Source organism: Pseudomonas sp. N-1-13 (assembly GCF_057787095.1).
The window spans coordinates 1,115,541-1,137,427 of sequence record NZ_JBYNRI010000001.1 but is presented as its reverse complement, the minus strand read 5'-3'; the positions used below and the strand labels follow the sequence as shown (position 1 = coordinate 1,137,427).

The 21,887-nt window shown below is 59.2% G+C and carries 24 protein-coding genes; 3 read left to right on the top strand and 21 right to left on the bottom strand.

The window, feature by feature from the left end; translation table 11 throughout:
- Positions 1-3 precede the first annotated feature (3 nt).
- The 14 genes from AC3I65_RS05195 to AC3I65_RS05130 all read right to left on the bottom strand — a co-directional run bounded on the left by AC3I65_RS05195 (position 4) and on the right by AC3I65_RS05130 (position 10,310).
- Positions 4-579: a phage tail assembly protein gene (locus AC3I65_RS05195; protein WP_047229997.1), complete on the bottom strand. Its 576-nt coding sequence runs from the start codon at positions 577-579 to the stop codon at positions 4-6.
- A 179-nt stretch (positions 580-758) separates the two neighbouring features.
- The gene (locus AC3I65_RS05190) at positions 759-1,265 is read right to left on the bottom strand and encodes a phage major tail tube protein (RefSeq protein ID WP_047229996.1); all 507 of its coding nucleotides are present in this window, start codon (positions 1,263-1,265) and stop codon (positions 759-761) included.
- Complete coding sequence (locus AC3I65_RS05185) at positions 1,265-2,431, bottom strand: phage tail sheath protein (protein WP_047229995.1); 1,167 nt, start codon at positions 2,429-2,431, stop codon at positions 1,265-1,267. Before AC3I65_RS05185 ends, AC3I65_RS05190 begins: the two co-directional genes overlap by 1 nt.
- 2 nt (positions 2,432-2,433) lie before the next feature.
- Positions 2,434-2,643, bottom strand: coding sequence for a hypothetical protein (locus AC3I65_RS05180; protein WP_107321584.1), 210 nt, complete (start codon positions 2,641-2,643; stop codon positions 2,434-2,436).
- A 98-nt stretch (positions 2,644-2,741) separates the two neighbouring features.
- The gene (locus tag AC3I65_RS05175) at positions 2,742-3,170 is read right to left on the bottom strand and encodes a phage tail assembly chaperone (RefSeq protein ID WP_488523517.1); all 429 of its coding nucleotides are present in this window, start codon (positions 3,168-3,170) and stop codon (positions 2,742-2,744) included.
- A gap of 2 nt (positions 3,171-3,172) precedes the next feature.
- Positions 3,173-5,062 carry a phage tail protein gene (locus tag AC3I65_RS05170; protein WP_488523516.1) on the bottom strand — a complete coding sequence of 630 codons (1,890 nt, stop codon included), beginning with the start codon at positions 5,060-5,062 and terminating at the stop codon, positions 3,173-3,175.
- A complete protein-coding gene (locus AC3I65_RS05165; protein ID WP_047229992.1) occupies positions 5,063-5,698 on the bottom strand; it encodes a phage tail protein I in 636 nt (211 codons plus the stop codon).
- A complete protein-coding gene (locus tag AC3I65_RS05160; protein WP_488523515.1) occupies positions 5,695-6,690 on the bottom strand; it encodes a baseplate J/gp47 family protein in 996 nt (331 codons plus the stop codon). The genes AC3I65_RS05165 and AC3I65_RS05160 overlap by 4 nt, the downstream gene beginning before the upstream one ends.
- Entirely contained in the window at positions 6,687-7,019 is a 333-nt protein-coding gene (locus tag AC3I65_RS05155; protein WP_076386161.1) for a phage baseplate protein, read from the bottom strand. Before AC3I65_RS05155 ends, AC3I65_RS05160 begins: the two co-directional genes overlap by 4 nt.
- Positions 7,020-7,030: 11 nt before the next feature.
- The gene (locus AC3I65_RS05150; RefSeq protein ID WP_281459505.1) at positions 7,031-7,642 is read right to left on the bottom strand and encodes a phage baseplate assembly protein V; all 612 of its coding nucleotides are present in this window, start codon (positions 7,640-7,642) and stop codon (positions 7,031-7,033) included.
- A 3-nt stretch (positions 7,643-7,645) separates the two neighbouring features.
- Positions 7,646-8,158 carry a hypothetical protein gene (locus AC3I65_RS05145; RefSeq protein WP_488523514.1) on the bottom strand — a complete coding sequence of 171 codons (513 nt, stop codon included), beginning with the start codon at positions 8,156-8,158 and terminating at the stop codon, positions 7,646-7,648.
- A 46-nt stretch (positions 8,159-8,204) separates the two neighbouring features.
- Positions 8,205-8,555 carry a phage holin family protein gene (locus AC3I65_RS05140; RefSeq protein WP_305467553.1) on the bottom strand — a complete coding sequence of 117 codons (351 nt, stop codon included), beginning with the start codon at positions 8,553-8,555 and terminating at the stop codon, positions 8,205-8,207.
- A gap of 89 nt (positions 8,556-8,644) precedes the next feature.
- Positions 8,645-9,064 carry a tail fiber assembly protein gene (locus AC3I65_RS05135; RefSeq protein ID WP_305467552.1) on the bottom strand — a complete coding sequence of 140 codons (420 nt, stop codon included), beginning with the start codon at positions 9,062-9,064 and terminating at the stop codon, positions 8,645-8,647.
- Positions 9,065-9,575: 511 nt separating this feature from the next.
- The gene (locus tag AC3I65_RS05130) at positions 9,576-10,310 is read right to left on the bottom strand and encodes a LexA family transcriptional regulator (protein ID WP_047230040.1); all 735 of its coding nucleotides are present in this window, start codon (positions 10,308-10,310) and stop codon (positions 9,576-9,578) included.
- Between the two features lie 781 nt (positions 10,311-11,091).
- Here AC3I65_RS05130 and AC3I65_RS05125 point away from each other — a divergent pair.
- The 3 genes from AC3I65_RS05125 (at position 11,092) to fdxA (ending at position 15,318) form a co-directional block, all read left to right on the top strand.
- Positions 11,092-11,445 (top strand): DUF6124 family protein, encoded by a 354-nt coding sequence (locus AC3I65_RS05125; protein ID WP_305467550.1) that lies wholly within the window; start codon positions 11,092-11,094, stop codon positions 11,443-11,445.
- Between the two features lie 827 nt (positions 11,446-12,272).
- A complete protein-coding gene (gene mutS / locus AC3I65_RS05120) occupies positions 12,273-14,852 on the top strand; it encodes a DNA mismatch repair protein MutS (protein WP_076386171.1) in 2,580 nt (859 codons plus the stop codon).
- A gap of 142 nt (positions 14,853-14,994) precedes the next feature.
- Entirely contained in the window at positions 14,995-15,318 is a 324-nt protein-coding gene (fdxA, locus tag AC3I65_RS05115) for a ferredoxin FdxA (RefSeq protein WP_076386173.1), read from the top strand.
- 495 nt (positions 15,319-15,813) lie between these two features.
- On the opposite strand, the gene rpoS is transcribed toward fdxA, so the two are convergent.
- The 7 genes from rpoS to fghA all read right to left on the bottom strand — a co-directional run bounded on the left by rpoS (position 15,814) and on the right by fghA (position 21,884).
- Positions 15,814-16,821 (bottom strand): RNA polymerase sigma factor RpoS, encoded by a 1,008-nt coding sequence (gene rpoS / locus AC3I65_RS05110; protein WP_047227588.1) that lies wholly within the window; start codon positions 16,819-16,821, stop codon positions 15,814-15,816.
- 106 nt (positions 16,822-16,927) lie between these two features.
- Positions 16,928-17,773 (bottom strand): peptidoglycan DD-metalloendopeptidase family protein, encoded by an 846-nt coding sequence (locus AC3I65_RS05105; RefSeq protein WP_047227587.1) that lies wholly within the window; start codon positions 17,771-17,773, stop codon positions 16,928-16,930.
- Positions 17,774-17,999: 226 nt separating this feature from the next.
- A complete protein-coding gene (locus AC3I65_RS05100) occupies positions 18,000-18,635 on the bottom strand; it encodes a protein-L-isoaspartate(D-aspartate) O-methyltransferase (protein WP_171061419.1) in 636 nt (211 codons plus the stop codon).
- Positions 18,636-18,676: 41 nt separating this feature from the next.
- Positions 18,677-19,426: a 5'/3'-nucleotidase SurE gene (surE, locus tag AC3I65_RS05095; RefSeq protein ID WP_047227585.1), complete on the bottom strand. Its 750-nt coding sequence runs from the start codon at positions 19,424-19,426 to the stop codon at positions 18,677-18,679.
- Positions 19,414-20,472, bottom strand: coding sequence for a tRNA pseudouridine(13) synthase TruD (gene truD / locus AC3I65_RS05090; RefSeq protein ID WP_047227584.1), 1,059 nt, complete (start codon positions 20,470-20,472; stop codon positions 19,414-19,416). Before truD ends, surE begins: the two co-directional genes overlap by 13 nt.
- Positions 20,469-20,942: a 2-C-methyl-D-erythritol 2,4-cyclodiphosphate synthase gene (gene ispF / locus AC3I65_RS05085; protein ID WP_076386175.1), complete on the bottom strand. Its 474-nt coding sequence runs from the start codon at positions 20,940-20,942 to the stop codon at positions 20,469-20,471. Before ispF ends, truD begins: the two co-directional genes overlap by 4 nt.
- Positions 20,943-21,035: 93 nt before the next feature.
- On the bottom strand, positions 21,036-21,884 hold the full coding sequence (gene fghA, locus AC3I65_RS05080; protein WP_488523513.1) for an S-formylglutathione hydrolase: 849 nt from the start codon (positions 21,882-21,884) through the stop codon (positions 21,036-21,038).
- Between the last annotated feature and the right edge of the window lie 3 nt (positions 21,885-21,887).

Here is a 21,887-nt window from a genome sequence, read left to right as displayed (position 1 = left end):
GGATCACTTCGATGTCGCGCTCCGAAAGAAGTCCGCCGGTTTGTTTAAAAAATCGTCGATGCGTACCTGAAGCTGTGTCCAGTCGGGCACGGTCAGCAGGTCCAGATCGGGAATCATCAGGCCGGTGCAATGGGCGGTGATGAACTCGGCGCGTTCCTTGGCCGTCTTCAGTTTTTTCATCGCCTTGGTCGCTCGCAGCACGGGCATTTCCAGGGTCAGCGAGGTCAGGCTGCGGCCAGCGACGTTGAGCGTTTGGAGCAGTTGTACCTGGTCGGGGTCGACTGCTGCGCCATCCGTCGATTCCAGAAAGTGGGACGTCGGGCGAGTGGACATTTCGTGCACGTATTGCGCGATGCTCACGTAGTCCGGGCGCTTGAGCTGATCCAGCTCCTTGACCGACAGGCCGGTGGCCAATTTGGCCAGCTCGAAAAACTGATCGTCCTCATCGTCGCCGGCACGGGCCAGGGCATCTTTCTGTGCGGCGTAGTGCAGCGGCTTGAGCTGAAGCTGCTCGATTTGCGCCCCGTCATCACCGGTGATCGGCGACAGCAAGACGTGAACAGGAGGTGTCCAGGACATGAAGTGAATTCCTTGGTCAATCATGGGAAGTTGCGCGGTGCCGGTCAGTGGAGGACGCAACCTGTGGGAGCGAGCCTGCTCGCGATGACGGCGGTACACCCAGCATCAAGGTGTCTGACACACCGCTATCGCGAGCAGGCTCGCTCCCACCGGATTGCGTTCAGTTGCCAGGCATTTGCTTAGGGCAACAACACCGCACGACGGGCGTCGCCGAGGATGTCGACGCCGTTGAGCACGAACTTCTGGGTGCGCACGTCGATGTCGATCACCGGGACACCATTTTCGAGACGGTTGTAGGTACGGCAGGCCAGCTCAAGTGTCGTGGTGGGTTTGTCGCCCATCTTCAGCTTGGCCTCTTCCAGGGATTTGAGCTTGCCGCCGACGGTGTGGTAGGTGAACCAAGTGTTGCCATCCTGATCCTGACCGGCTTCACGCACGTTCAGCAGAATGTCGTCGCCCAACTGCACACCCAGGGCGAGCATGATTTCCGGCCCGGCCCCTTGCAGTACGAGGGTAGCGTTCAGCACCTTGCCGCTCTTGGCCATTTCTTCGGCAATGAAGCGTCCACCGACCATCGCCTCCATGTCGAATTCGATCTTCGGCGGGCTGAACTCTTCCACCGTCGCCGACAACGGCAGGCCTTGCAGGGTGGCCGCGATGGCCTGTCTTACGCGGTTGGTAAACATTAGAGAACGTCCTCCAGGAACTGCTCGATGATTTCATCGCGGGCATTGAGTTGATAAATCATGTGTTCGTTCGGCGCGTAGCGGCCGTAGTCGATGACCACGTACCAGGTGCCGTTCTTGTACTTCTCGACGCTGTTCAATTCCGGGTGCAGGTACACGCTGCCGCCGGGGATGGTTTCGTCGGCGACCAGGGTTTGCAGCCAGTCGTTGATGCGCTTGACCTCCTGGTCCATGAAAGATTTGGTCAGGTTCTTGGCCATGGCCTTTTGGCCGGCTTTCACCAGCTTGCGGCTGATGGCATCTTCAAGGCCGACGTAGCTGATGAACTTGCCAGTGACGGAGCGGTTACCCAGCAGCGAGAAGCCGCCGAGAATGGTCCGGGCGTAGTAGCAAACGCCGTAGCGGTTGAGCAGATCACCTTCGGTGGAGGTGTCGAGGATGTTGTATTCCACGGTGCGCGACACGTCTTCGGCGTAGGTCACCTGGTTGCCCGGGCTCTCCCATTGCTTGACCTTGGCCAGCGCGGCGATGGCCAGGCTCGACGGCGCCAGGAAGACATTTTTCTTCGCCGCTTTCGAGTACACCGCTGGCATGTTGTGCACCACCAGGCAACGGTCGAAACCGAGGTCCGCGCCACCCAGTTCCTGGCTGTAGGTCACTTGATCAGCAACTGCCGCGTCCTTGCCGTCGAGCACCACGCGCGCCTTGATACGCTTGCCGAACGAGGCGAACTCGCTCGCCACCGCCTTGGTGCCGGTGAAGCCTGGCGCGCCGATGATGGTCAGGTCTTCAGCGACCCCACTGAGCGCCGCCAGACCGAGTTTGCGCCCGGTCTCGGGCTCGATGCCGCCAATCACGTTGTTCTGCGTATCGGCCGGTGTGGCGCCCTCTTCGACGATGACCACGTAGACCGGCACCTTGACCACTTTGAGGATCTGGTAAACCGCCTGAAACAGCGTCCCCGCCTCAGCACCGGTCGGGTCCAACTGGGCCTGAGTGGTGAAGCTGTTGATGCGAAATGGGGTGTTTTTCGGAATCAGCAGATTGGCATTCGGCGCGGTGCCGACCAGCCCGATGACGTTGTCACCCAGGCCACCCATGGCCTCGGGAGATTCAGTGGCATTGACGGTGATGCCGTTGTGCTCGAAGTTCAAAACCTCAGCCATGGTTATTCAGCCTTTTTGGTGGTGGCCTTTTTGGCCGGGGTGGATGCAGAAGCCGGTTCGACGGCTTCGGTTTTTTTCAGCTCCAGGCGACCAGCGCTGCGCAAGGCGTTGGCCTCGACGTCGAGCAGGTCGAGTTCCTGGCCGACACTCGACCAATGGCCGCCGCCGGTGGGAAATGGGAGGAGCACGGTGTAGGTTTGGCGTAGTGCCATTTGGGGTTCTCCAGATACGAAAAAGCCCCGTGTGTGCGGGGCTGTTGTCAGGTTTGTGATGTTGCGGAAAAGAAAACGCCCCGTCGGTGCGGGGCGTTTTATTGGGGTTGGTCAGCGAGCCAAGGGGGTGCAATCGGCCGCGACTCCAACAAAGGAAAGTCAGACGCTTGCGGCCAGTCCCGAAGCGTCTGGCGGTAGGAGAGCAACTCGGAAAATTGCTCTGCATTCAACGTAGGCACCATTCCTAACTCCTGTTCTTCACGGTGACGTGCGACCAACCATTCAGTGCTTCGAATTTCAGAATCGCGCCAGCTACGCTCGAAGGCAATCATTTGATCAGGCGCTATCACCCGGTCAAAGGCCTGGGGCCAACCATTGACGACCCTTATTTCTTTGCCTTGATCAATCTCATCTCTCAAGGCTTGGTACGCCCCCTGAGAAAGCTCTACACACTCCTTCCCGACCGCATCGCCATAAGGCTCTCCGGGATAAAAGCCGCCTGTTTCTGCGCAAAAAAATACAGTCATGATCAATATCCCCAATATTCCCAGGTTCCACTGGTGTTAGTTAGCGCCAACGTGGAGTTGTTGTTAACACAGACGACAACTGTGGTTTTTGAAGACCCGTTCGGGCGCGGCTGTGCACTGCACAAGCCTTGACTATGAACTGACGCCGAGGCAGAAAGAAGACCATTCGGGAAAGCTTTGGGCAAGGTAATTACTAGCCCGACGTACGCACCGCTTGCAATAGAGGGCGCGTTAAAAGTTCCCCATTGACGGATCAGCCCGCTCGGAAAGTCTTGACTGCCACTAGGCCCGATACTAGTGGAAAACATCCCCGAGTACTTATTAAGTACGGTCCCCGAAACCACCCTCCATCCACCGACATGGGAAACCAATATGATGCTTTCGAAAACATCAATAGGGACTACGGAGAGAACAGATAATCCGATAGATATCAGGTCGTCCGCAAAGGCTCGTAAATTGAAACTTCCTGCACCTGCGGAAATAATGATTGACTGGCCTGATGTTGTCGTTGACAACTTTGGCAACGTGACATCTAAACCAGCTAACCCAGCGGATCCGATAATTAGACATCCTGTATCGTTTACCGTCAGCGCTGTTGATGATGTAATGATCTTGACGCCCGAATAGTTTCCAATTAGGGAGTTAATGGCTGTCGAATCTGCAATCTGGGCGGAACCTGATGCCCACCATCCACTGGTGCCGTCAGTAGTAAGATCCAGCGTGGAACCCGCGGGCATAACCATCGTAGTTTTAATGAGACTGCCCGACTTAATATTGTCTGAGCCTGGGCAAAGAATGGTTACTACACCCGTCCCCCGGTTTCGAAGACTTACTGTTCCGCCTGCACCGCCGCTGTTGGCAGCAGGTAGAGTGATGTTAAACGTCCCAAGGCAGGACACCATAGAACCGAACGCCGTAGAAGCTACCAGCGTCGTATTGGATGTTGCGTTAAGGAATCCTCGATAGTTCCCTTTTGCGCGCTCTACAAATTCGGTAGTGGCCAGCAACTTGCTGCTATCGAAAATCGATGGTGTGTTTGCCGTAGGGTCTACCAGAGCTGGAGAGTTAATCGGCGCAAACCCTTGAGTGATGTTCTGAAACGCCAACGCCGTAGTACCCAGAACAATCCCACCATCTGTTATTAACTGCCAGATCGTATTGGCAAGCGTCGTGCCCTCCTCCACCGAGACAATCAATCCTGAAGTAACCTCGGCGTTCGCATCAGCATCCTTTGCCCGAACCCAAGCGCTGTTCGCGGCAACGTAGATACCGTTGTCTTTCGCCAAGGTCTGTGATTTAACAAGCACCCGATTCCCGGCAACCACGGCAATACCATCAATCGCCTGCGCACCACTCAAAACAATATTGGTCGTCGTCGCCACCCGCACCGACTGCTTCCTGTCGAGCTTGGCCAGCTCATCAGCGACGTAGCTGGCAACCCAGGCCCGCGTCGCCTTGACCACCGTGTCATCAATCAGCAGCGTCACCAACTCAGCATTACTGGTCTCGAAAATCGACCGGATATAAAACTCTTTCCCCGAACCCGACGTCGCCAACACCGGCTTGAACGACTCCGGATATTTGACGATCGCATACAGAATCCCGGTATCGGTCCAGATCCCGGCCTCACGTACATACCAGCCGCCCACGTCGGGCGGGATGGTGACTTCAGCGAGCAACCAGCTCGGGTTTTTCTCATCCTGGAACAGCGCATTGAGTGGCCCGCGCCACACTTCGCGTTTGAGCGCCGTGGCAGTTGCGGCCGGGTTGTAAACTTCGCCGCCGCCGTCACCGACAGAAATCTGCGACAGCTTGATCGGTGTGCCCGCCGCCTTGCAGGCGGTTTCGTAGGCGATCCCCGCATCGGTGAGCAGGGTGTAATAGTCGGCCATTTAGGACCCCTGTGGATAAATAGTGGAGGTTTCGACGGTGTAGAGCGCGGCGGCCTTGAAGGCCTGGCCCGAGGCTTCAAGCCCTTCGATGACAATCGGATAAACCGTGGTCAGCTCGCCGCAAAGAGTGGCGGCGCCGATGACGTGACGGCCGAACGCACTCAAGCCGACAGAGACCGTCAAGGTGTCGCGCTCGCTTTTGGCATCGGCCAGACGGCGGTCGAGACGGGCGTCGATGGCTTCGCTGTAGGGCTGTTCGGTAAACGCCCTGACAGAAAAGCTGTAGGGTGGGCCGGGGGGCGTTTGCTCATGCCAGGCGCGCACCTCAGGCATCAGTTGCAAACCCTTGGCGGCGTTTTCCAGCGCCTTTCGCGTCCCGGCTTGCCGTGCGGTGGGCCAGGCCACTTCAACCGTCAGGCGCTTTTCAGCTTCGGGCGCTGAGGAACTCCATTCACTGACCCCGCGATCCGCCGCGAGATAGGGCAGGAACGCCAAAGGCGTGGCTGCCGGATTCATCAACTCGGGAAACGGCGGATCGATACGCTCCAGCAGCCGGGCGAAACCCAGATCGAGCGCCCTTTCCAGCGGCGAGCTGTTGGCTGGCAGCAGGCTTGGGCGAGGTGTGTCGTCACTCATAACGTATCCACCTCGACCTCGACACCCGTGCAGTACGGGGCTTGAAAAGCCGTTGTCACAATCGGCTCGAGCGGTTCGAGAATCTGCAGCTGAACCGCCCCCGCGCTGTGCAGCGTGTAGTCGATCCAACTCGGGTCCACCCGGCCCTCCAAGTGATGACAGGCCTCGGCGTACGCCTGCAGCTGCTGTTGTGCCGCAACCTGGGTCAAGCCCGAATCCGGGCCGGCATTGATCTTCGCCACGACGCGGATTTTGTAGGGTTTGATTTGCGCAGCCTGAACGATGATGTGATCCGTCTCCGGTCGCACATCAGGACGAGCGAAGTGCTGACGAACACCCTCAAGGAGTGTCTCGGACGGTGTGCCATCTCCCTCCCGGGACAGCACCGTGACCGTGACTTCGCCCGGCGCGGTGCGGCGTCCATTGCCGTCCTTGACCTGCGCCGCATAGCCATCCGGGTTGAAGGTGTAGGTAACCGTCACGACACCGGCCGAGGCGTTTTCCACCTTCACGACGGGCCGTTCACCCAAGGTAAAAATCTCCCGCCGATACTGCATGCGCGAGCCGGCCGCCGGGGCATGGGGCGCCAGGTAATAGCGCAAGCGGGCGTCATCATCGCTCTCGTAAACCGGAGGGATGGGCGGGAATGCTGCCGGGTCGCCAGGATCGAGCAGCTGGCGTTCGAGACCCATGTCCGCGAGGCGCGCATCGAGGTTGGTCCCCGTGGCCCACCACGCCAGCATCTGCTTGATGCGGGCGTTGTATTTGCGTTCGTGGGTTTGCAGGCGGACGCAGAATGCCTCGAGGGCCAAGGTCAGCAATTCGCTTTCGTTTTCCAAGCTGCCCACAAGCTTGGCCGCACTCTCGGGAGAGCGAGCGCCGACGTACTCGACCACAAAGGTTTTGAATTCGGCGAGCAGATCCTCGAACGCTTCGACAGTGACGATTGCCGGTTCGGCCAACTGGTTCTGGCCGGGTATCAACATGCTCATGTCACCACCTCGAAAGTCTGTTTGCGGTTTTTCCAGGTGCCGGCGAAGCGCAACAACAAACCGGCACCCTGTCGGCTGGCGACAATGACCTGCGGCTCGAAGTCTCCAATGCCGTTGTCCGGGTTGTAGAACGCTTGGGCCGCGTGGCTCTGGGCAAGGATCAGCAGGTCATCGCCGAGGTTCTGCCCTAGCAACTGCGTGAGGGCGCAGCCATACAGAGGGCGCTTCTGGCGAGTGCCCAGTGGCGTGGTCAATGCACGGGTGGCGCGCTGCACGAACTGCAGCCAGTCGTCGACCGTGGCGCCGGTATTTCGATCGATTCCAATCATGAGGAAATCTCTTATGCGGTACTGATGACGCGCCCCTGGTGATCCACTACCGGGCCGCTCAGGTGCACACCGGACGCGTCGAGCCGTATGCCGACGGCGCCCAGTTGCAGTTCGATGGCCTGCGGCGTCATCGCCAGCCTCGCCGGGCCAATGCTTAAGTCGATGGACTCACGGGAACCGGTGAATGCCGTCGGGCCGTTTTGCCAGTGCAGGACATGGCTGGCGTGGTCGTAGCCGTTTTCCGTGCCGTCCTGATACAGGCGTCGGGTCAGTGATGCCTGTGTGGACACGGGCGGGAATTGACCGCCATTGAGGCCGAACAACGCAACCGACTGCCCACCGCCCTCGCCGCCGCCATGGTTCAGCAGCAGGCACTGCTCGCCCACGGAGGGAATCCGCGACTCGCTCTGTTCGCCAGCACTGGGATTGAAAAAACGGATCGCGGGGGTCAGCAATTCGCCATGGCTGACCTTGCAGGTGTTGCTGGCCGCGTCGACTTCCTGGCAAACGCCGATGCGACAAAAACTGTCGGCGCGCCGATGCAGGTCTTCCAGCTCGGTTTCCATCTCGGCCAGACGCTCGATGAGCGGCCCCAGATGCATCCGTAATAGCGCATCAAACATGGGTCAGCCCTCAAGTGCGGTGTATTGAGCCGGGTCATCGATGTTCGAGACTTCCCAGATCCGGGCAAATTTCGGGATGCCCAACGGGTCCTCCAGCAGCGTCGGGCCGAGGTAGAGGGTTTGGGTAAATGAAAGGGTCCAGGCGGTGTACGCCCGAGCTTCGTGGGTGAACGTGGATGCAAGGCCATCGATCTCCGTGGGCAGATCACATTGATCGCCCGACAGCCCCCAGCGGTTATCCACCACCAGATGTTTCAGCTCACCGGCCAGATCGCACGCCTCCCATCCCGCAACGGCCATGACCACTTGCAGGGAAACCGTCAGGACATGGGCGATACGTCCGTCGTTGGCGCGGTTGCCTGACGCATCACGTTCGAGGGCAATCAGCACCCAGGGTTGGTCGTCGGTGCCATCGAACTCCTGGGGGCTGCCGATTTTCAAAGTGGGATAAGTGGCGCGTAGCGTCTGGGCAATGGCAGAGAACAACTGCGACGGTTTTTCGATGATGGCAGGCATTGATCGCCTCCTTTTGTAGAGCAACGCGCAGATCAGCAATGTCGATTTAACGTTGGTCGGGCGGAAGGTCTCGCGGTGGCACTTCGCAGACGCCAATCCGCTTGGCAACCCATCGTTCATAAAGTCCGATGGCCACATCGGCACCGGCCATGGCAGTCAGGCAACCCAGGGCGCAAGCACTCCAGATCGACATGCCGAGGGCATACAACAGCATGGTTGCCGAGACCCCGCAGACCACGCAGGCACCAGAGCGCAGAACCACGCGGCGCAGCAACGGCCAGCCACGGGCGCCCTCCTTGTCGGCGCGCCACATCTCGCCGGACACCCCACCCACCAAGGCGAGCACAATGACCAGCCAGATCGGCATGTCCAGCAACGCTTGTTGCTCGTTTGTCATGTCACGCCTCCTGGGGGTGATGGATGAGTGTTTGGAAGACAATGCAAAAAACCCGGCACTGAACCGAGCTTTTCAAACAGACACTCCGTTCAGGGCAGCTCTGGCCAAACAATGCTCAGTGGAAAACCGGGTTGTTTGTTGACCTGAGTGAAGGCGATGCAATACTCCTTGAAGGCAATCAAGTAAGCCTGCTCGGCAGCACTAGCGACGCCCAGATCGACTTTGAATTGCAATCCCGAAGACGCCACGCGGGTCATGATGCTGTCGAGCCGCCTGGCTTTTTCATTACGCATCTGCTCTGCAAGAGCAGTCTGTGGCCAAGGGAAACCGGAGTTAAACGACCAGACCCCATCAGTGTTGACTGCGATGTAGTCATAATCGACCTCCGCGCTGGAACTGCCGGTAACGTCAATCCAAAGTTGGTCTGCTGGGAATTCCTCAGAGATCGGATTGACGGTTTCGTAGATGTTGTCGACTTTACCGTCCACAACCCGTGCGTATTTTTTCATGCTCATATCCTTATTTATTGCCGGCTCTGCGGCGTTCTTCGATCTGCCTGCTTCAGGTAGGCATTCCAAAAAGCCCGGCAACTGACCGGGCTTTTCAGTAATGCGGTCCTTCGCCTTCCCTGGCCGATGGCCAGAAGGAAGTTGATCTTTCGGCGCGACTGGCGCGGTACGGATCCATTCAAATTGTTTTTCCGACCGCGGTCCCTGCCCGCCGGATAACTGCTTCTGGTGCTTTACGCTGCACACCCGGGTCAGTTGCCAACCCTCTGAACCGTTAAGGCCGGTTCATCGCTGCCTGTTGGTGGAACTAAAGAGCTTCGTTGCCAGCCGCTTTGTCGAGCGGCTTGGACACAGAATATGCATGGATGCATATACAGTCAATGCGTAAATGCATTTATTTATGCGCATAGAATGCATAGGCGCATAAAGCCCAGCAAACACAGGGGTCAGGGGATTTTCACAGGCGTAAAAAAACCCGCACGATGGCGGGTTTTATCTGACAGCGGAGGGGTTAACGGGCGTACATGCCCCACCAGAAGACGTGGCCGAGGATGACGATTTGCTCATCCTGCATGTCCTGGAAGGTGTAGTCCTCATCCGGATGCTCGTCGCGGTTGAAGCTGCGCAGACGGATGCCGGTGGGCAAACGATAAAGCTGCTTTACCCGCAGTTGACCGTTGTGGTTGATGGCATAGAGATCGCCGTCGACGATGTCGCCGATCCCGCACTTGCCTGCGTTCACCCCGACCGTTGCGCCATCGCGCAGCACCGGCAACATGCTGTTGCCGCGTACCGTCACGCATTTGGCCTGATCGAACTGCACGCCGTTATGACGCAGGCTGCGCTTGCCAAAGCGCAGGCTTGAGCGCTCGCTCTCCTCGATGACGAATCTTCCTGATCCAGCAGCCAATTCAACCTCACGCAGAAAAGGGACCGACACCTCGTCTTCTTCGACGGGAGTGTCGTCATCCCACAGGCTTATGTCCTTGAGTTCGGAATGCGGCTCGTCGCGGCGCGGATGGCCGGCAGACGCAATGTCCGCGCGCCCGCGCAACTGATCGGTACTCACGGCAAAGTATTCGGCGATCTTCGAGATGTGTTTATCCGAAGGGTCGACAATCTTGCCGCTGAGAATCCGCGACAGGGTTGACTGAGGCACGCCGGTACGACGGTGAAGCTCCGTGGGGGAGATCCCGTGCTGATCGAGCAGTGCCCTTAATACGGTAGAAACGTTGCGTTTTTGCATAACGCGCATGATGCGGGTTCTTTTTGCAGAAGACAAATGCTGTTTTGCATAAGTGTGCATATCGATGGTGAAGTGTTTCCGTCCAACATCAATGCAAGCTGACCCAGCGCTATCGCGAGCAGGCTCGCTCCCACAGGGGATTTGGGGTGTATGCGAGGTCTGTGAACGACTCGGTAAAACTGTGGGAGCGAGCCTGCTCGCGAAGACCACAGCACATTCAACATCAATGCAAGCTGATCCACCGCTTTCGCTAGCAGGCTCGCTCCCACAGGGGATTTGGGGTGTATGCGAGGTCCGTGAACGACTCGGTAAAACTGTGGGAGCGAGCCTGCTCGCGATGACGGCGGCACATTCAACACCGATGCAGGCGGCCCTAACGCGCTGGGCTGGTGTCAGCTATTGTCGGCACTTGGAAAAAACCCCTACAACCTCTTGGGAAACCGCCCGATCTGCCTCCTTCAAATTTGCGAGGCCGGGCTACGTCGCCTTGCGCCTCTGCCTACAACTGCGCCAGAATCCGCCGGCTTGTCCACCTTGGATCCAATTAGTACTTTTGATCCCGTCACTGCCCATCAGTGATCGGGTTTAGTCGCTCGGTATTCCAAGGTGCTCATTGCTCCATTCAGTCAGGTATCCCCATTCCTGCACTTGATGGTGGCTGTGCGCAGGGCGCCCTCGGGCGCGCCGGTTCCTTGGATCCCCGGTCGACTAACCTGCGTACAGCTGCCCCCCCCTCGTTTAGTCGCGAGTGAGTGGTGGCTCAACTTCAAGGATCCATAGAATGCCGAAGAACACACCGAATCCCCCAGACAATCACACCTCCCGCCCCCAGTCGGCCAACGCCAAGAAACTCGACGAAGCCGCCACCCGCGCTCTGGACTACTACCTCAAGCCGCCAGCCGACAAAGAAACATCCGACACACTCGATACCCTTTACGTCATCGCTCCGAACATCGACGCCGAGTGCCTGCTCGCCAACCTCAGCGAAACCCTGGCCTCGGCCAACGCCATGGTCAGTGATCTGGCATTCGACCTGAAGGGCTCGCGGCGGCATATCGCGCTAGGGGTCCAGCAGATGATCGAACTGGGGCAGTTGCTGGCGAATCGGGCGCTGGATGTGGTTGAGCCGAGGTAGGCATTCATGATGCAAGCCGAGACCTAAGAGAAGCCCGAGTAATCACTGTGGGAGCGAGCTTGCTCGCGATAGCTGTAGTCCAGTTACAACTAAGTTGTATTGGCAGCCGTCATCGCGAGCAGGCTCGCTCCCACAATTGGATCGGAGTACGACCGGGAGAACCATGCCGGCTGTCAGGCCGCCTCGCGAGCAAGCTTTGCTCCCACAGATATGATGGGTGTACGACCGGAAGAACCAGGCCGGCTGTCAGGCCGCCTCGCGAGCAAGCTTTGCTCCCACAGATATGATGGATGTACGACCGGAAGAACCAGGCCGGCTGTCAGGCCGCCTCGCGAGCAAGCTTTGCTCCCACAGATATGATGGATGTACGACCGGAAGAACCAGGTCGGCTATCAGGCCGCCTCGCGGTGGACGTTGATCTCGGCGCCCCGTTAACCACGATGGCCGAACGCAGGTATTGCGTAGTGGGTATCCCGGCATGGATGCCGGGATAGCCGCGCTGGACCATGGATGGTCCTTCGCGGCGGGCCCACGGAGCAATGCCGGAGTGAGGGCACACCGAGCCTAGGCGAGGTGCCAAGTGGTGGGGCAAAAGCGTTTTGCTTACTTTTGCGCTTCTCAAAAGTGAGCCGCCGTAAGGGCGGAACCATAAGCAGCCGTTACCGCAGCAACGGATATACACCCAATCCCCGATACACCCAACCCCAAAAACCACTCACATATGGGTCGCACCAGACCGCCCATGTTAACCTTGCGCCCATCGCGGAAAAGCCGGGCCAATGCCCCTCCTTTTGCCCCACACCTTTCAACGAGCCTCCCTGACACCCATGAATACAGCCGTAAACGACCTCTCCAGCCACACGCCAATGATGCAGCAATACTGGCGCCTGAAGAATCAGCACCCCGATCAGCTGATGTTCTACCGCATGGGCGACTTCTACGAGATCTTCTACGAGGACGCGAAGAAAGCCGCCAAGCTATTGGACATCACCCTGACGGCGCGTGGGCAATCGGCGGGCATGGCGATTCCGATGTGTGGGATTCCTTACCACGCGGCGGAAGGTTACCTGGCGAAGCTGGTCAAGCTGGGCGAGTCGGTGGTGATCTGCGAGCAGGTCGGCGACCCGGCTACCAGCAAAGGGCCGGTGGAACGCCAAGTGGTGCGGATCATCACGCCGGGCACGGTCAGTGATGAAGCCTTGCTGGATGAACGCCGGGACAACCTGATCGCCGCCGTGCTGGGCGATGAGCGCCTGTTCGGCCTGGCGGTGCTGGACATCACCAGCGGCAATTTCTCGGTGCTAGAGATCAAGGGCTGGGAAAACCTGCTGGCGGAGCTGGAGCGGGTCAATCCGGTGGAGTTGCTGATCCCGGATGACTGGCCCAAAGACCTGCCGGCGGAAAAACGCCGTGGCGTTCGGCGCCGGGCGCCGTGGGACTTTGAGCGCGACTCGGCGCTGAAAAGTCTCTGCCAGCAGTTCTCCACTCAGGACCTTAAAGGCTTCGGTTGCGAAAACCTGACCCTGGCCATTGGCGCGGCCGGCTGCCTGCTGGCCTACGCCAAGGAAACCCAGCGCACCGCCCTGCCCCACTTGCGCAGCCTGCGTCATGAGCGCCTGGATGACACCGTGGTGCTGGACGGCGCGAGCCGACGCAACCTGGAGCTGGACACCAACCTGGCCGGCGGGCGCGACAACACCCTGCAATCGGTGGTCGATCGCTGCCAGACCGCCATGGGCAGCCGTCTGCTGACCCGTTGGCTGAACCGTCCGCTGCGAGACCTGACGGTGCTGCTGGCGCGTCAGAGCTCCATTACCTGCCTGCTGGATCGTTATCGCTTCGAGCAGTTGCAACCGCAGCTCAAGGAAATCGGGGACATCGAGCGGATCCTGGCGCGTATCGGCCTGCGCAACGCCCGCCCCCGTGACCTGGCGCGCCTGCGCGATGCCCTCGGCGCCCTGCCCGAGCTTCAGGTGGCGATGACCGACCTGGAAGCGCCGCACCTGCAACAACTGGCGCGCACCACCAGCACTTACCCGGAGCTGGCTGCGCTGCTGGAAAAGGCCATTATCGACAACCCGCCAGCGGTGATCCGTGACGGCGGTGTGCTGAAAACCGGCTACGACGCCGAACTCGACGAACTGCAATCGCTGAGCGAGAACGCCGGGCAGTTCCTGATCGACCTCGAAGCCCGGGAAAAAGCCCGTACCGGCCTTGCCAATCTCAAGGTCGGTTACAACCGTATCCACGGTTACTTCATCGAATTGCCGAGCAAACAGGCCGAACAGGCGCCGGCTGACTACATTCGTCGCCAGACGCTAAAAGGCGCCGAGCGTTTCATCACCCCGGAACTCAAGGCGTTCGAAGACAAGGCGTTGTCGGCCAAGAGCCGTGCCCTGGCCCGGGAAAAGATGCTCTATGAGGCGCTGCTCGAAGACTTGATCAGCCAACTGCCACCGCTGCAGGACACCGCCGGCGCCCTGGCGGAGCTTGACGTGCTGAGCAACCTGGCTGAACGCGCGCTGAACCTGGACCTCAACTGCCCGCGGTTTGTCAGCGAGCCGTGCATGCGCATCACCCAGGGTCGTCACCCGGTGGTCGAACAGGTATTGACCACGCCGTTCGTGGCCAACGACCTGAGCCTGGATGACAACACCCGCATGCTGGTGATCACCGGTCCGAACATGGGCGGTAAATCCACCTACATGCGTCAGACCGCCTTGATCGTGCTGCTGGCCCACATTGGCAGTTTCGTGCCGGCAGCCAGTTGCGAATTGTCCCTGGTGGACCGGATCTTTACCCGCATCGGTTCCAGCGATGACCTGGCCGGCGGGCGTTCGACCTTCATGGTGGAAATGAGCGAAACCGCGAACATCCTGCACAACGCCACCGAACGCAGCCTGGTGCTGATGGACGAGGTCGGACGCGGCACCAGCACCTTCGACGGCCTGTCCCTGGCTTGGGCAGCGGCCGAACGGCTGGCGCACCTGCGGGCGTACACCCTGTTTGCCACCCACTATTTCGAACTCACCGTACTGCCGGAAAGCCAGCCGCTGGTGGCTAACGTGCATCTCAATGCCACCGAGCACAACGAGCGCATCGTGTTCCTGCACCATGTGCTGCCCGGCCCGGCCAGCCAGAGCTACGGCCTGGCGGTGGCGCAACTGGCCGGCGTCCCCAGCGAAGTGATCAGCCGTGCGCGCGAGCATCTGAGCCGTCTGGAAACCACCAGCCTGCCCCACGAAACACCGCGCCCGAGCAAAGGCAAACCGGCGGCTCCGCAGCAGAGCGACCTGTTCGCCAGCCTGCCGCATCCGGTGCTTGATGAACTGGCCAAAGTGGATCTGGACGACCTGACGCCACGGCGGGCACTTGAATTGCTTTATTCATTGAAGACACGGATCTAACGCACTGGCGTTCAAGCTGGTAGAATCTCGCGCGGTTTGGGATGCTGCGGACTATTAGCCTGGTCCGCAGACTATCGCTCCCGAACCTGGCGAGCCCACCGTGAAGGGGTTCCGCTGCCGCCGCCTGAGGAGAGAATTAGAAATGACCTTCGTCGTCACCGACAACTGCATCAAGTGCAAGTACACCGACTGCGTAGAAGTCTGTCCGGTGGACTGCTTTTACGAAGGGCCGAACTTCCTGGTCATTCACCCGGACGAGTGCATCGATTGCGCCCTGTGTGAACCGGAATGCCCGGCGAATGCCATCTTCTCGGAAGACGAAGTGCCGGCCGGCATGGAGAACTTCATCGAGCTGAACGCTGAACTGGCGGACATCTGGCCAAACATCACCGAAAAGAAAGACGAGTTGCCAGACGCCAAAGAGTGGGATGGCAAACCAGACAAGCTCAAAGACCTCGAACGCTGATATCACCCTGCGCTCGTTGAAAAAGGCCCCTTGCGGGCCTTTTTGTTTTCTCGGATTCAATAAATCGCAGGCAAAAAAAGGGGCGGTTTGACCCGCCCACATTTTTTCCCTAATCCCTTTGATCCTTTTCATCGTCCTGATGAATCGCATCCTGCGATGTCCTTCCTTCCCCATCGTCCGTGACAGGTGTGTCTGTCCGTCGACACAGGACTGATATTAGTATTTTCCCCAGCGAGTGCAATTGGCCAAACGCCGTCGCCGTGCCTCGTCACAGGACTGAAATACATAAAAATATAGCTATATATCAACAACATACGAAAAATACGACGGCCTTTATAGTCGTCTATCCCTTCGACGGGAAACCAAACGCTTACGCAACACTAGGCAAAAGCTTACACGCCAAGCCGGCAAACAGAGTAAGCGCTGCAACAGCCGCCAAAAAAACGAAAAAGCCCCGAACCAGTCGGGGCTTTTCTTATTACGCGTGCGTTCCCGTTATTGGAACAACGACTCGCTCGACAGGCCGTTCTTCTCCAGGATCTCCCGAAGACGTTTGAGGCCTTCGACCTGAATCTGCCTGACCCGCTCACGGGTCAGCCCAATTTCCAGGCCCACATCTTCAAGGGTGCTGCTTTCATGACCGCGCAAGCCGAAGCGGCGAATCACCACTTCCCGTTGCTTGTCCGTGAGCTCCGAGAGCCACTGGTCGATGCTCTGGGACAAGTCATCGTCCTGGAGCAGTTCGCACGGGTCGGTAGGTCGGTCATCGGTGAGCGTGTCCAGCAGGGTCTTATCCGAGTCCGGCCCCAGCGAGACATCAACCGAAGAAACCCGCTCGTTGAGCCCAAGCATGCGCTTGACCTCGCCCACCGGTTTCTCCAGCAGGTTGGCGATCTCTTCGGGTGAGGGTTCGTGGTCGAGCTTTTGGGTGAGTTCACGGGCAGCCCGCAGGTAGACGTTCAGCTCCTTGACCACATGGATCGGCAACCGGATGGTCCGGGTCTGATTCATGATCGCCCGCTCGATGGTCTGGCGAATCCACCAGGTCGCGTAGGTCGAGAAACGGAAGCCTCGCTCGGGGTCGAATTTCTCGACAGCGCGAATCAGCCCCAAGTTACCCTCTTCGATCAGGTCCAGCAGCGATAGGCCACGATTGACGTAGCGTCGGGCGATCTTCACCACCAGGCGCAGGTTGCTTTCAATCATGCGTTTTCGCCCGGCCGGGTCGCCACTTTGCGACAGACGCGCAAAATGAACTTCTTCCTCGGGGGAGAGCAGCGGCGAGAAGCCGATTTCGTTGAGGTACAGCTGAGTGGCGTCCAGCGCCCGTGTGTAGTCGATGTACTTATGTTGTTTAAGCGAAGCGGAGTGTCTGGATTTGGCACGAACGGAAGGTGGAGTCGCCCCTTCATCATTCGACATCGAATCCATAGCGATGCCGGTCTCCATAAGGAGAACCTCATCGTCGATGTCAAACTCCGGCACTTCTTTACTGAGAGCCATTGTTATAGTCCTTTGGTGAGTTCGACCTCAAGCTCAAGCGACGCCTTTATCCTTGGCAACGCTGGAGCCTGTTCCCTCTACGTGACGGAACAGGCTGACAATCAAATCAACGACGTGGCAGGAATTGCAGCGGATCGACTGGCTTACCTTGTCGGCGAATCTCAAAATGCAGTTTCACCCGGTCCGTTCCCGTTGATCCCATTTCGGCAATTTTTTGCCCGACCTTGACCTGCTGCCCCTCCCGAACCAACAGCCTGCGGTTGTGACCGTAGGCACTGACGTAGGTATCGCTGTGTTTGATGATCACGAGTTCGCCGTAGCCCCTTAAACCACTCCCGGCGTACACAACCGTGCCATCAGACGCGGCTAAAACAGGCTGTCCCAAATCCCCGGCGATATCAATTCCTTTATTCAAACTACCGTTTGAAGAGAATTTTCCAATAAGAACGCCATTAGAAGGCCATCCCCAGCCGCTCGGGCTGGGGCCTGGCGCGGGGGTAGGAGCAGGTGTCGGTTTGCTCGCGACGGACGGTACTGTTGCCGTTGCGGCACCGACCGGACGTTGAATCACCGTGGTTCTACTCGACGACGAAGCCGTCGAACCGGACTGAGTCACCACCGCGGTAGGCGTTGAACCACTGCGCCCATCAAAGCGAATTCTCTGACCCGGATGAATCGTATAAGGCGCAGGAATGTTGTTTCGCGCTGCGAGGGCTTTGTAGTCCCAGCCATAGCGAAAAGCGATGGAAAACAGCGTATCACCGCGACGGACTACATACTGACCGGTCGTTACTGTAGGACGTTGAGGCGTTGCGTTGGTGCGATCGACAACCCGGACGTTACCCGACGGGGTACTGGAGCAACCGACCAGCAAGGTACTCAAGACAAGGCCAGTCACCAGGCGCTGAAAGCTCGTGATACCCATACGCTGCGCAATGACTGTGAGACTCACCCGCCGCTCCCTTTGTGGTGGTTGAAAAATTGGAAACTGCCTGTGCAGGCAACGGTATTACAAATACAGCTGGCCGCAACCCCACCTCTATTAATGAAGCGCGAGGCGCTGCCGCACACGTTTGCTGGACGCCGTTGCAATCCGTTTAACCAATCAACGGTTAATTGATCAGCGCCGGTGTAAGACACAACCCACGCCACGGAATTCAGCGTCTGTTTATAAATGCTCAGGCCAATGGCCCGTTAAGCAACGGAACAAACCGAACCGCCCCCAGCACGTGACGTGAAAAACCCTGTTCTTCGCGCACGATCAGCATCAACTGCTGGACTTCACCAGCCCCCACCGGAATGACCAGCCGGCCGCCGGGGGCCAGTTGATCCAGCAAGGCCTGGGGCACATCAGTGGCAACGGCGGTCACGATGATGCCGTTATAAGGTGCCAGGGCCGGCCAGCCTTCCCAGCCATCACCCCAGCGAAACACCACATTGCGCAGGTTCAGTTCCACCAGGCGTTCCTTGGCGCGATCCTGCAGCACCTTGATCCGCTCCACGGAAAATACCCGCTCCACCAGCTGCGACAACACCGCCGTCTGGTAACCCGAACCGGTGCCAATCTCCAGCACCTTGTCCAGCGGGCCCGCCTCCAGCAGCAACTCGCTCATGCGGGCCACCATATAAGGCTGGGAAATGGTCTGGTTGTGGCCGATCGGCAATGCGGTGTCTTCGTAGGCGCGATGGGCCAAGGCTTCATCGACGAACAAATGCCGTGGGGTACGGCGAATCACTTCCAGCACCTGGGCGTTGGAAAGGCCTTCTTCATACAGCCGTTGAATCAGGCGCTCCCGGGTACGCTGGGAGGTCATGCCGATTCCGCGGCGCAGTATATCGTCTTGCTCGCGAGCCATCAGCGCAGCCCCTCCAGCCAGCCATCGAGCGTTCGAAAAGCATCGTTGAAGGTCCGATCCAGCTGCAACGGCGTTATCGAGACATAGCCTTGCATCACTGCATGAAAATCGGTGCCCGGCCCGCCATCCTCGGCATCACCGGCGGCGGCGATCCAGTAACCGGCCTTGCCCCGGGGATCGACCACCTGCATGGGCTTGGCCGCGCGGGCACGATGACCCAGGCGAGTGAGCTGGATGCCTCGGATGTGATCCAGTGGCAGGTTCGGAATGTTCACGTTCAGCACCGTGCGCGGTGGCAGGTCCAGCTCGCCATGGGCCTCGACCAACTTGCGAGCGAAGTAGGCGGCGGTAGGCAGATTATCGACTTGCCGCGAAACAAACGAAAAGGCAAACGACGGATGCCCGAGGAAACGGCCCTCAAGGGCGGCGGCCACGGTGCCGGAATAAAGCACGTCATCCCCCAGGTTGGCCCCCAGGTTGATGCCCGAAACCACCATGTCCGGCTCGCGCTCCAGCAAGCCGTTGAGGCCCAGGTGCACGCAGTCGGTGGGGGTGCCGTTGAGGCTGATGAAACCATTATCCAGATAGCACGGGTGCAATGGTCGGTCGAGCGTCAGCGAACTGCTGGCGCCGCTTTTGTCCTGGTCCGGGGCGATGACCACACATTCGGCAAAATCCGCCAGCGCAGCATAAAGCGCGGCAAGGCCGGGTGCTGTCACCCCGTCGTCGTTAGAAATCAGAATACGCATGGGCTGTCCGTCTGCCCCACCGGCACCAGATCGACGAGTTCGCGCACCAAGACAGTGGCGAAACATCCGGCCGGCAGGACGAATTCCAGTTGCAGAATGTCAGGCGAGGGATAATGCCACGACAGGCCGCCAATGGGCAGTCGCAGGATGCGACGTTCGTGACTCATTCCCGCGTTTATCAACCAGTCGCGCAGATCGGCCTCCGCCTCGGCGATGGCCTGCTCCAGATCATGGACCGCGCCGGCGGCAGGCGAAGGTCCCTCGCCCCACTGCGGCCCGGTGGGGTGCAGGTCGAGAATCGCTAGGCGTGGGTCACTGCACTCGGCCTCGCCGGCGGGGAAAAAACTGCGGCTGTCGGTGAAGGCCAGCAAGTCGCCCACCTGCGCGTGCTGCCAGGTGCCATCGGCCACCCGAGCCGCCAACACCCGGTTGAAGAGAAAACTGCGGGCGGTGGACAACAGCCGCGAACGCACATTGCGCTGTTCCGGCAAAGCCTTGCGCGCCGCCCAGGCGCGGGCATCGACGAGGTTACCGCCGTCATGCCCGAAGCGCTGGGCGCCGAAATAATTGGGAATGCCCAGACGGGCGATCTGTTGCAGACGCGCATCGATCGCCGCTGGATCGCCCTTGAACTGGGTCAGGCGCAAAGTAAAGCCATTGGCCGAGTGCGCGCCGCGTTGCAGCTTGCGTTTATGGCGACCGGTCTTGAGGATCTTCAGCGTTTCGTTTTCCGCCGCCGACAGGTCCGGGTCGGCCTTGCCCGGCAACTGGACGCTGAACCACTGGCGGGTCAGCGCCTGGCGGTCCTTGAGACCGGCATAACTAACGGTGCGCAACGATACGCCGGCGGCCTTGGCAATTCGCCGAGCAGCCTCTTCAGTGTTCAAACCGCGTTTTTCAACCCAGATCCATAAGTGCTCGCCTTCGCCCGTGAGCGGGATGTCGAGCACTTCGTCGACCTGAAAATCTTCAGCAGTGGCCTTGAGTACTGCGCTGCCCAGCGACTCGCCGTAGGCACGGGGGCCTAATAGTTCCAGTTCGGTCATGGGCGCAGCAACAAGGCAACGCTATGAACGGCAATGCCTTCTTCGCGACCGACGAAACCAAGTTTCTCGGTGGTGGTGGCTTTCACGTTGACCTGGTCCAGCTCAACTTGCAGGTCCTCGGCAATCAACCGACGCATCGTTTCGATGTGTGGCGCCATTTTTGGCGCCTGGGCGACGATGGTGTTATCGACATTGCCGACTTTCCAGCCCTTGGCGTGGATCAGCGAGACCACATGGCGCAGCAGCACCCGGCTGTCGGCGCCCTTGAACTGCGGGTCGGTGTCGGGGAAATGTTTGCCAATATCCCCCAGCGCGGCCGCGCCAAGCAAGGCGTCGCTCAAGGCGTGCAGCAGGACGTCACCGTCAGAATGCGCGAGCAGCCCGAAGCTGTGTGCAATACGCACGCCGCCCAGAGTAATGAAGTCGCCTTCAGCGAAACGGTGAACATCGTAGCCGTGGCCAATACGCATAAAAAAACGCCCCGATTTTTGTCAGGGCGTGATTCTACCTGCATTCAGCGTGGGGAGCGCCCTCAATTAGCTCCCTCGCCAAGGGGAAACAGACTAAGAGCCCCCTAAAGCGTGGGCATGATGTTGCAAGTGTTCCTCAATGAAGCTGGCGATGAAGAAGTAGCTGTGGTCGTAGCCCGGTTGCAGGCGCAGCTCCAACGGATGACCGGCAGCCTTGGCCGCTTGCTGCAAGGCTTCGGGCTTGAGCTGGTTGGCCAGGAAATCATCGCGATCGCCCTGATCCACCAGCAACGGCAGCTTTTCGCCAGCTTCGGCGATCAATGCACAGGCATCCCACTCACGCCACTTCGAGCGGTCTTCCCCCAGATAACGAGAAAACGCCTTCTGGCCCCACGGGCAATCCATCGGATTGTTGATCGGCGAAAATGCCGACACCGAGCGGTAACGCCCTGGGTTACGCAAAGCGCAGACCAGCGCGCCGTGGCCACCCATGGAGTGACCACTGATGCCGCGCTTATCCGAGGCCGGGAAATGCGCTTCGACCAAGGCCGGCAATTCCTGCACCACGTAGTCATGCATCCGATAGTGCCGCGCCCACGGTTCCTGCGTGGCGTTCAGATAAAACCCCGCACCCAGGCCAAAGTCCCAGGCACCGTCCGGATCGCCCGGCACGTCGGCGCCGCGCGGGCTGGTGTCCGGCGCGACAATAATCAGGCCCAGTTCGGCAGCCATGCGCTGGGCGCCGGCCTTTTGCATGAAGTTCTCGTCGGTGCAGGTCAATCCGGACAACCAATACACCACAGGCAACTTGCCGCCCTGCTCGGCCTGGGGCGGCAGGTACACGGCAAACACCATGTCACAACCAAGCACTTCGGAACGATGCCGGTAACGCTTGTGCCAGCCGCCGAAGCTTTTCTGGCAGGAAATGTTTTCAAGACTCATGAC

What these genes read in the sequence shown, in the direction of transcription:
- AC3I65_RS05180 (WP_107321584.1), bottom strand. Translation starts at nt 2,643, where the DNA reads ATGGCACTACGCCAAACCTACACCGTGCTCCTCCCATTTCCCACCGGC.
- AC3I65_RS05160 (WP_488523515.1), bottom strand. Translation starts at nt 6,690, where the DNA reads ATGAGCATGTTGATACCCGGCCAGAACCAGTTGGCCGAACCGGCAATC.
- AC3I65_RS05145 (WP_488523514.1), bottom strand. Translation starts at nt 8,158, where the DNA reads ATGCCTGCCATCATCGAAAAACCGTCGCAGTTGTTCTCTGCCATTGCC.
- AC3I65_RS05175 (WP_488523517.1), bottom strand. Translation starts at nt 3,170, where the DNA reads ATGACTGTATTTTTTTGCGCAGAAACAGGCGGCTTTTATCCCGGAGAG.
- rpoS (WP_047227588.1), bottom strand. Translation starts at nt 16,821, where the DNA reads ATGGCTCTCAGTAAAGAAGTGCCGGAGTTTGACATCGACGATGAGGTT.
- AC3I65_RS05185 (WP_047229995.1), bottom strand. Translation starts at nt 2,431, where the DNA reads ATGGCTGAGGTTTTGAACTTCGAGCACAACGGCATCACCGTCAATGCC.
- mutS (WP_076386171.1), top strand. Translation starts at nt 12,273, where the DNA reads ATGAATACAGCCGTAAACGACCTCTCCAGCCACACGCCAATGATGCAG.
- AC3I65_RS05195 (WP_047229997.1), bottom strand. Translation starts at nt 579, where the DNA reads ATGTCCTGGACACCTCCTGTTCACGTCTTGCTGTCGCCGATCACCGGT.
- AC3I65_RS05135 (WP_305467552.1), bottom strand. Translation starts at nt 9,064, where the DNA reads ATGAAAAAATACGCACGGGTTGTGGACGGTAAAGTCGACAACATCTAC.
- AC3I65_RS05150 (WP_281459505.1), bottom strand. Translation starts at nt 7,642, where the DNA reads ATGTTTGATGCGCTATTACGGATGCATCTGGGGCCGCTCATCGAGCGT.
- AC3I65_RS05130 (WP_047230040.1), bottom strand. Translation starts at nt 10,310, where the DNA reads ATGCAAAAACGCAACGTTTCTACCGTATTAAGGGCACTGCTCGATCAG.
- fdxA (WP_076386173.1), top strand. Translation starts at nt 14,995, where the DNA reads ATGACCTTCGTCGTCACCGACAACTGCATCAAGTGCAAGTACACCGAC.
- AC3I65_RS05125 (WP_305467550.1), top strand. Translation starts at nt 11,092, where the DNA reads ATGCCGAAGAACACACCGAATCCCCCAGACAATCACACCTCCCGCCCC.
- AC3I65_RS05100 (WP_171061419.1), bottom strand. Translation starts at nt 18,635, where the DNA reads ATGACCTCCCAGCGTACCCGGGAGCGCCTGATTCAACGGCTGTATGAA.
- ispF (WP_076386175.1), bottom strand. Translation starts at nt 20,942, where the DNA reads ATGCGTATTGGCCACGGCTACGATGTTCACCGTTTCGCTGAAGGCGAC.
- AC3I65_RS05190 (WP_047229996.1), bottom strand. Translation starts at nt 1,265, where the DNA reads ATGTTTACCAACCGCGTAAGACAGGCCATCGCGGCCACCCTGCAAGGC.
- AC3I65_RS05140 (WP_305467553.1), bottom strand. Translation starts at nt 8,555, where the DNA reads ATGACAAACGAGCAACAAGCGTTGCTGGACATGCCGATCTGGCTGGTC.
- fghA (WP_488523513.1), bottom strand. Translation starts at nt 21,884, where the DNA reads ATGAGTCTTGAAAACATTTCCTGCCAGAAAAGCTTCGGCGGCTGGCAC.
- truD (WP_047227584.1), bottom strand. Translation starts at nt 20,472, where the DNA reads ATGACCGAACTGGAACTATTAGGCCCCCGTGCCTACGGCGAGTCGCTG.
- AC3I65_RS05155 (WP_076386161.1), bottom strand. Translation starts at nt 7,019, where the DNA reads ATGATTGGAATCGATCGAAATACCGGCGCCACGGTCGACGACTGGCTG.
- surE (WP_047227585.1), bottom strand. Translation starts at nt 19,426, where the DNA reads ATGCGTATTCTGATTTCTAACGACGACGGGGTGACAGCACCCGGCCTT.
- AC3I65_RS05165 (WP_047229992.1), bottom strand. Translation starts at nt 5,698, where the DNA reads ATGAGTGACGACACACCTCGCCCAAGCCTGCTGCCAGCCAACAGCTCG.
- AC3I65_RS05170 (WP_488523516.1), bottom strand. Translation starts at nt 5,062, where the DNA reads ATGGCCGACTATTACACCCTGCTCACCGATGCGGGGATCGCCTACGAA.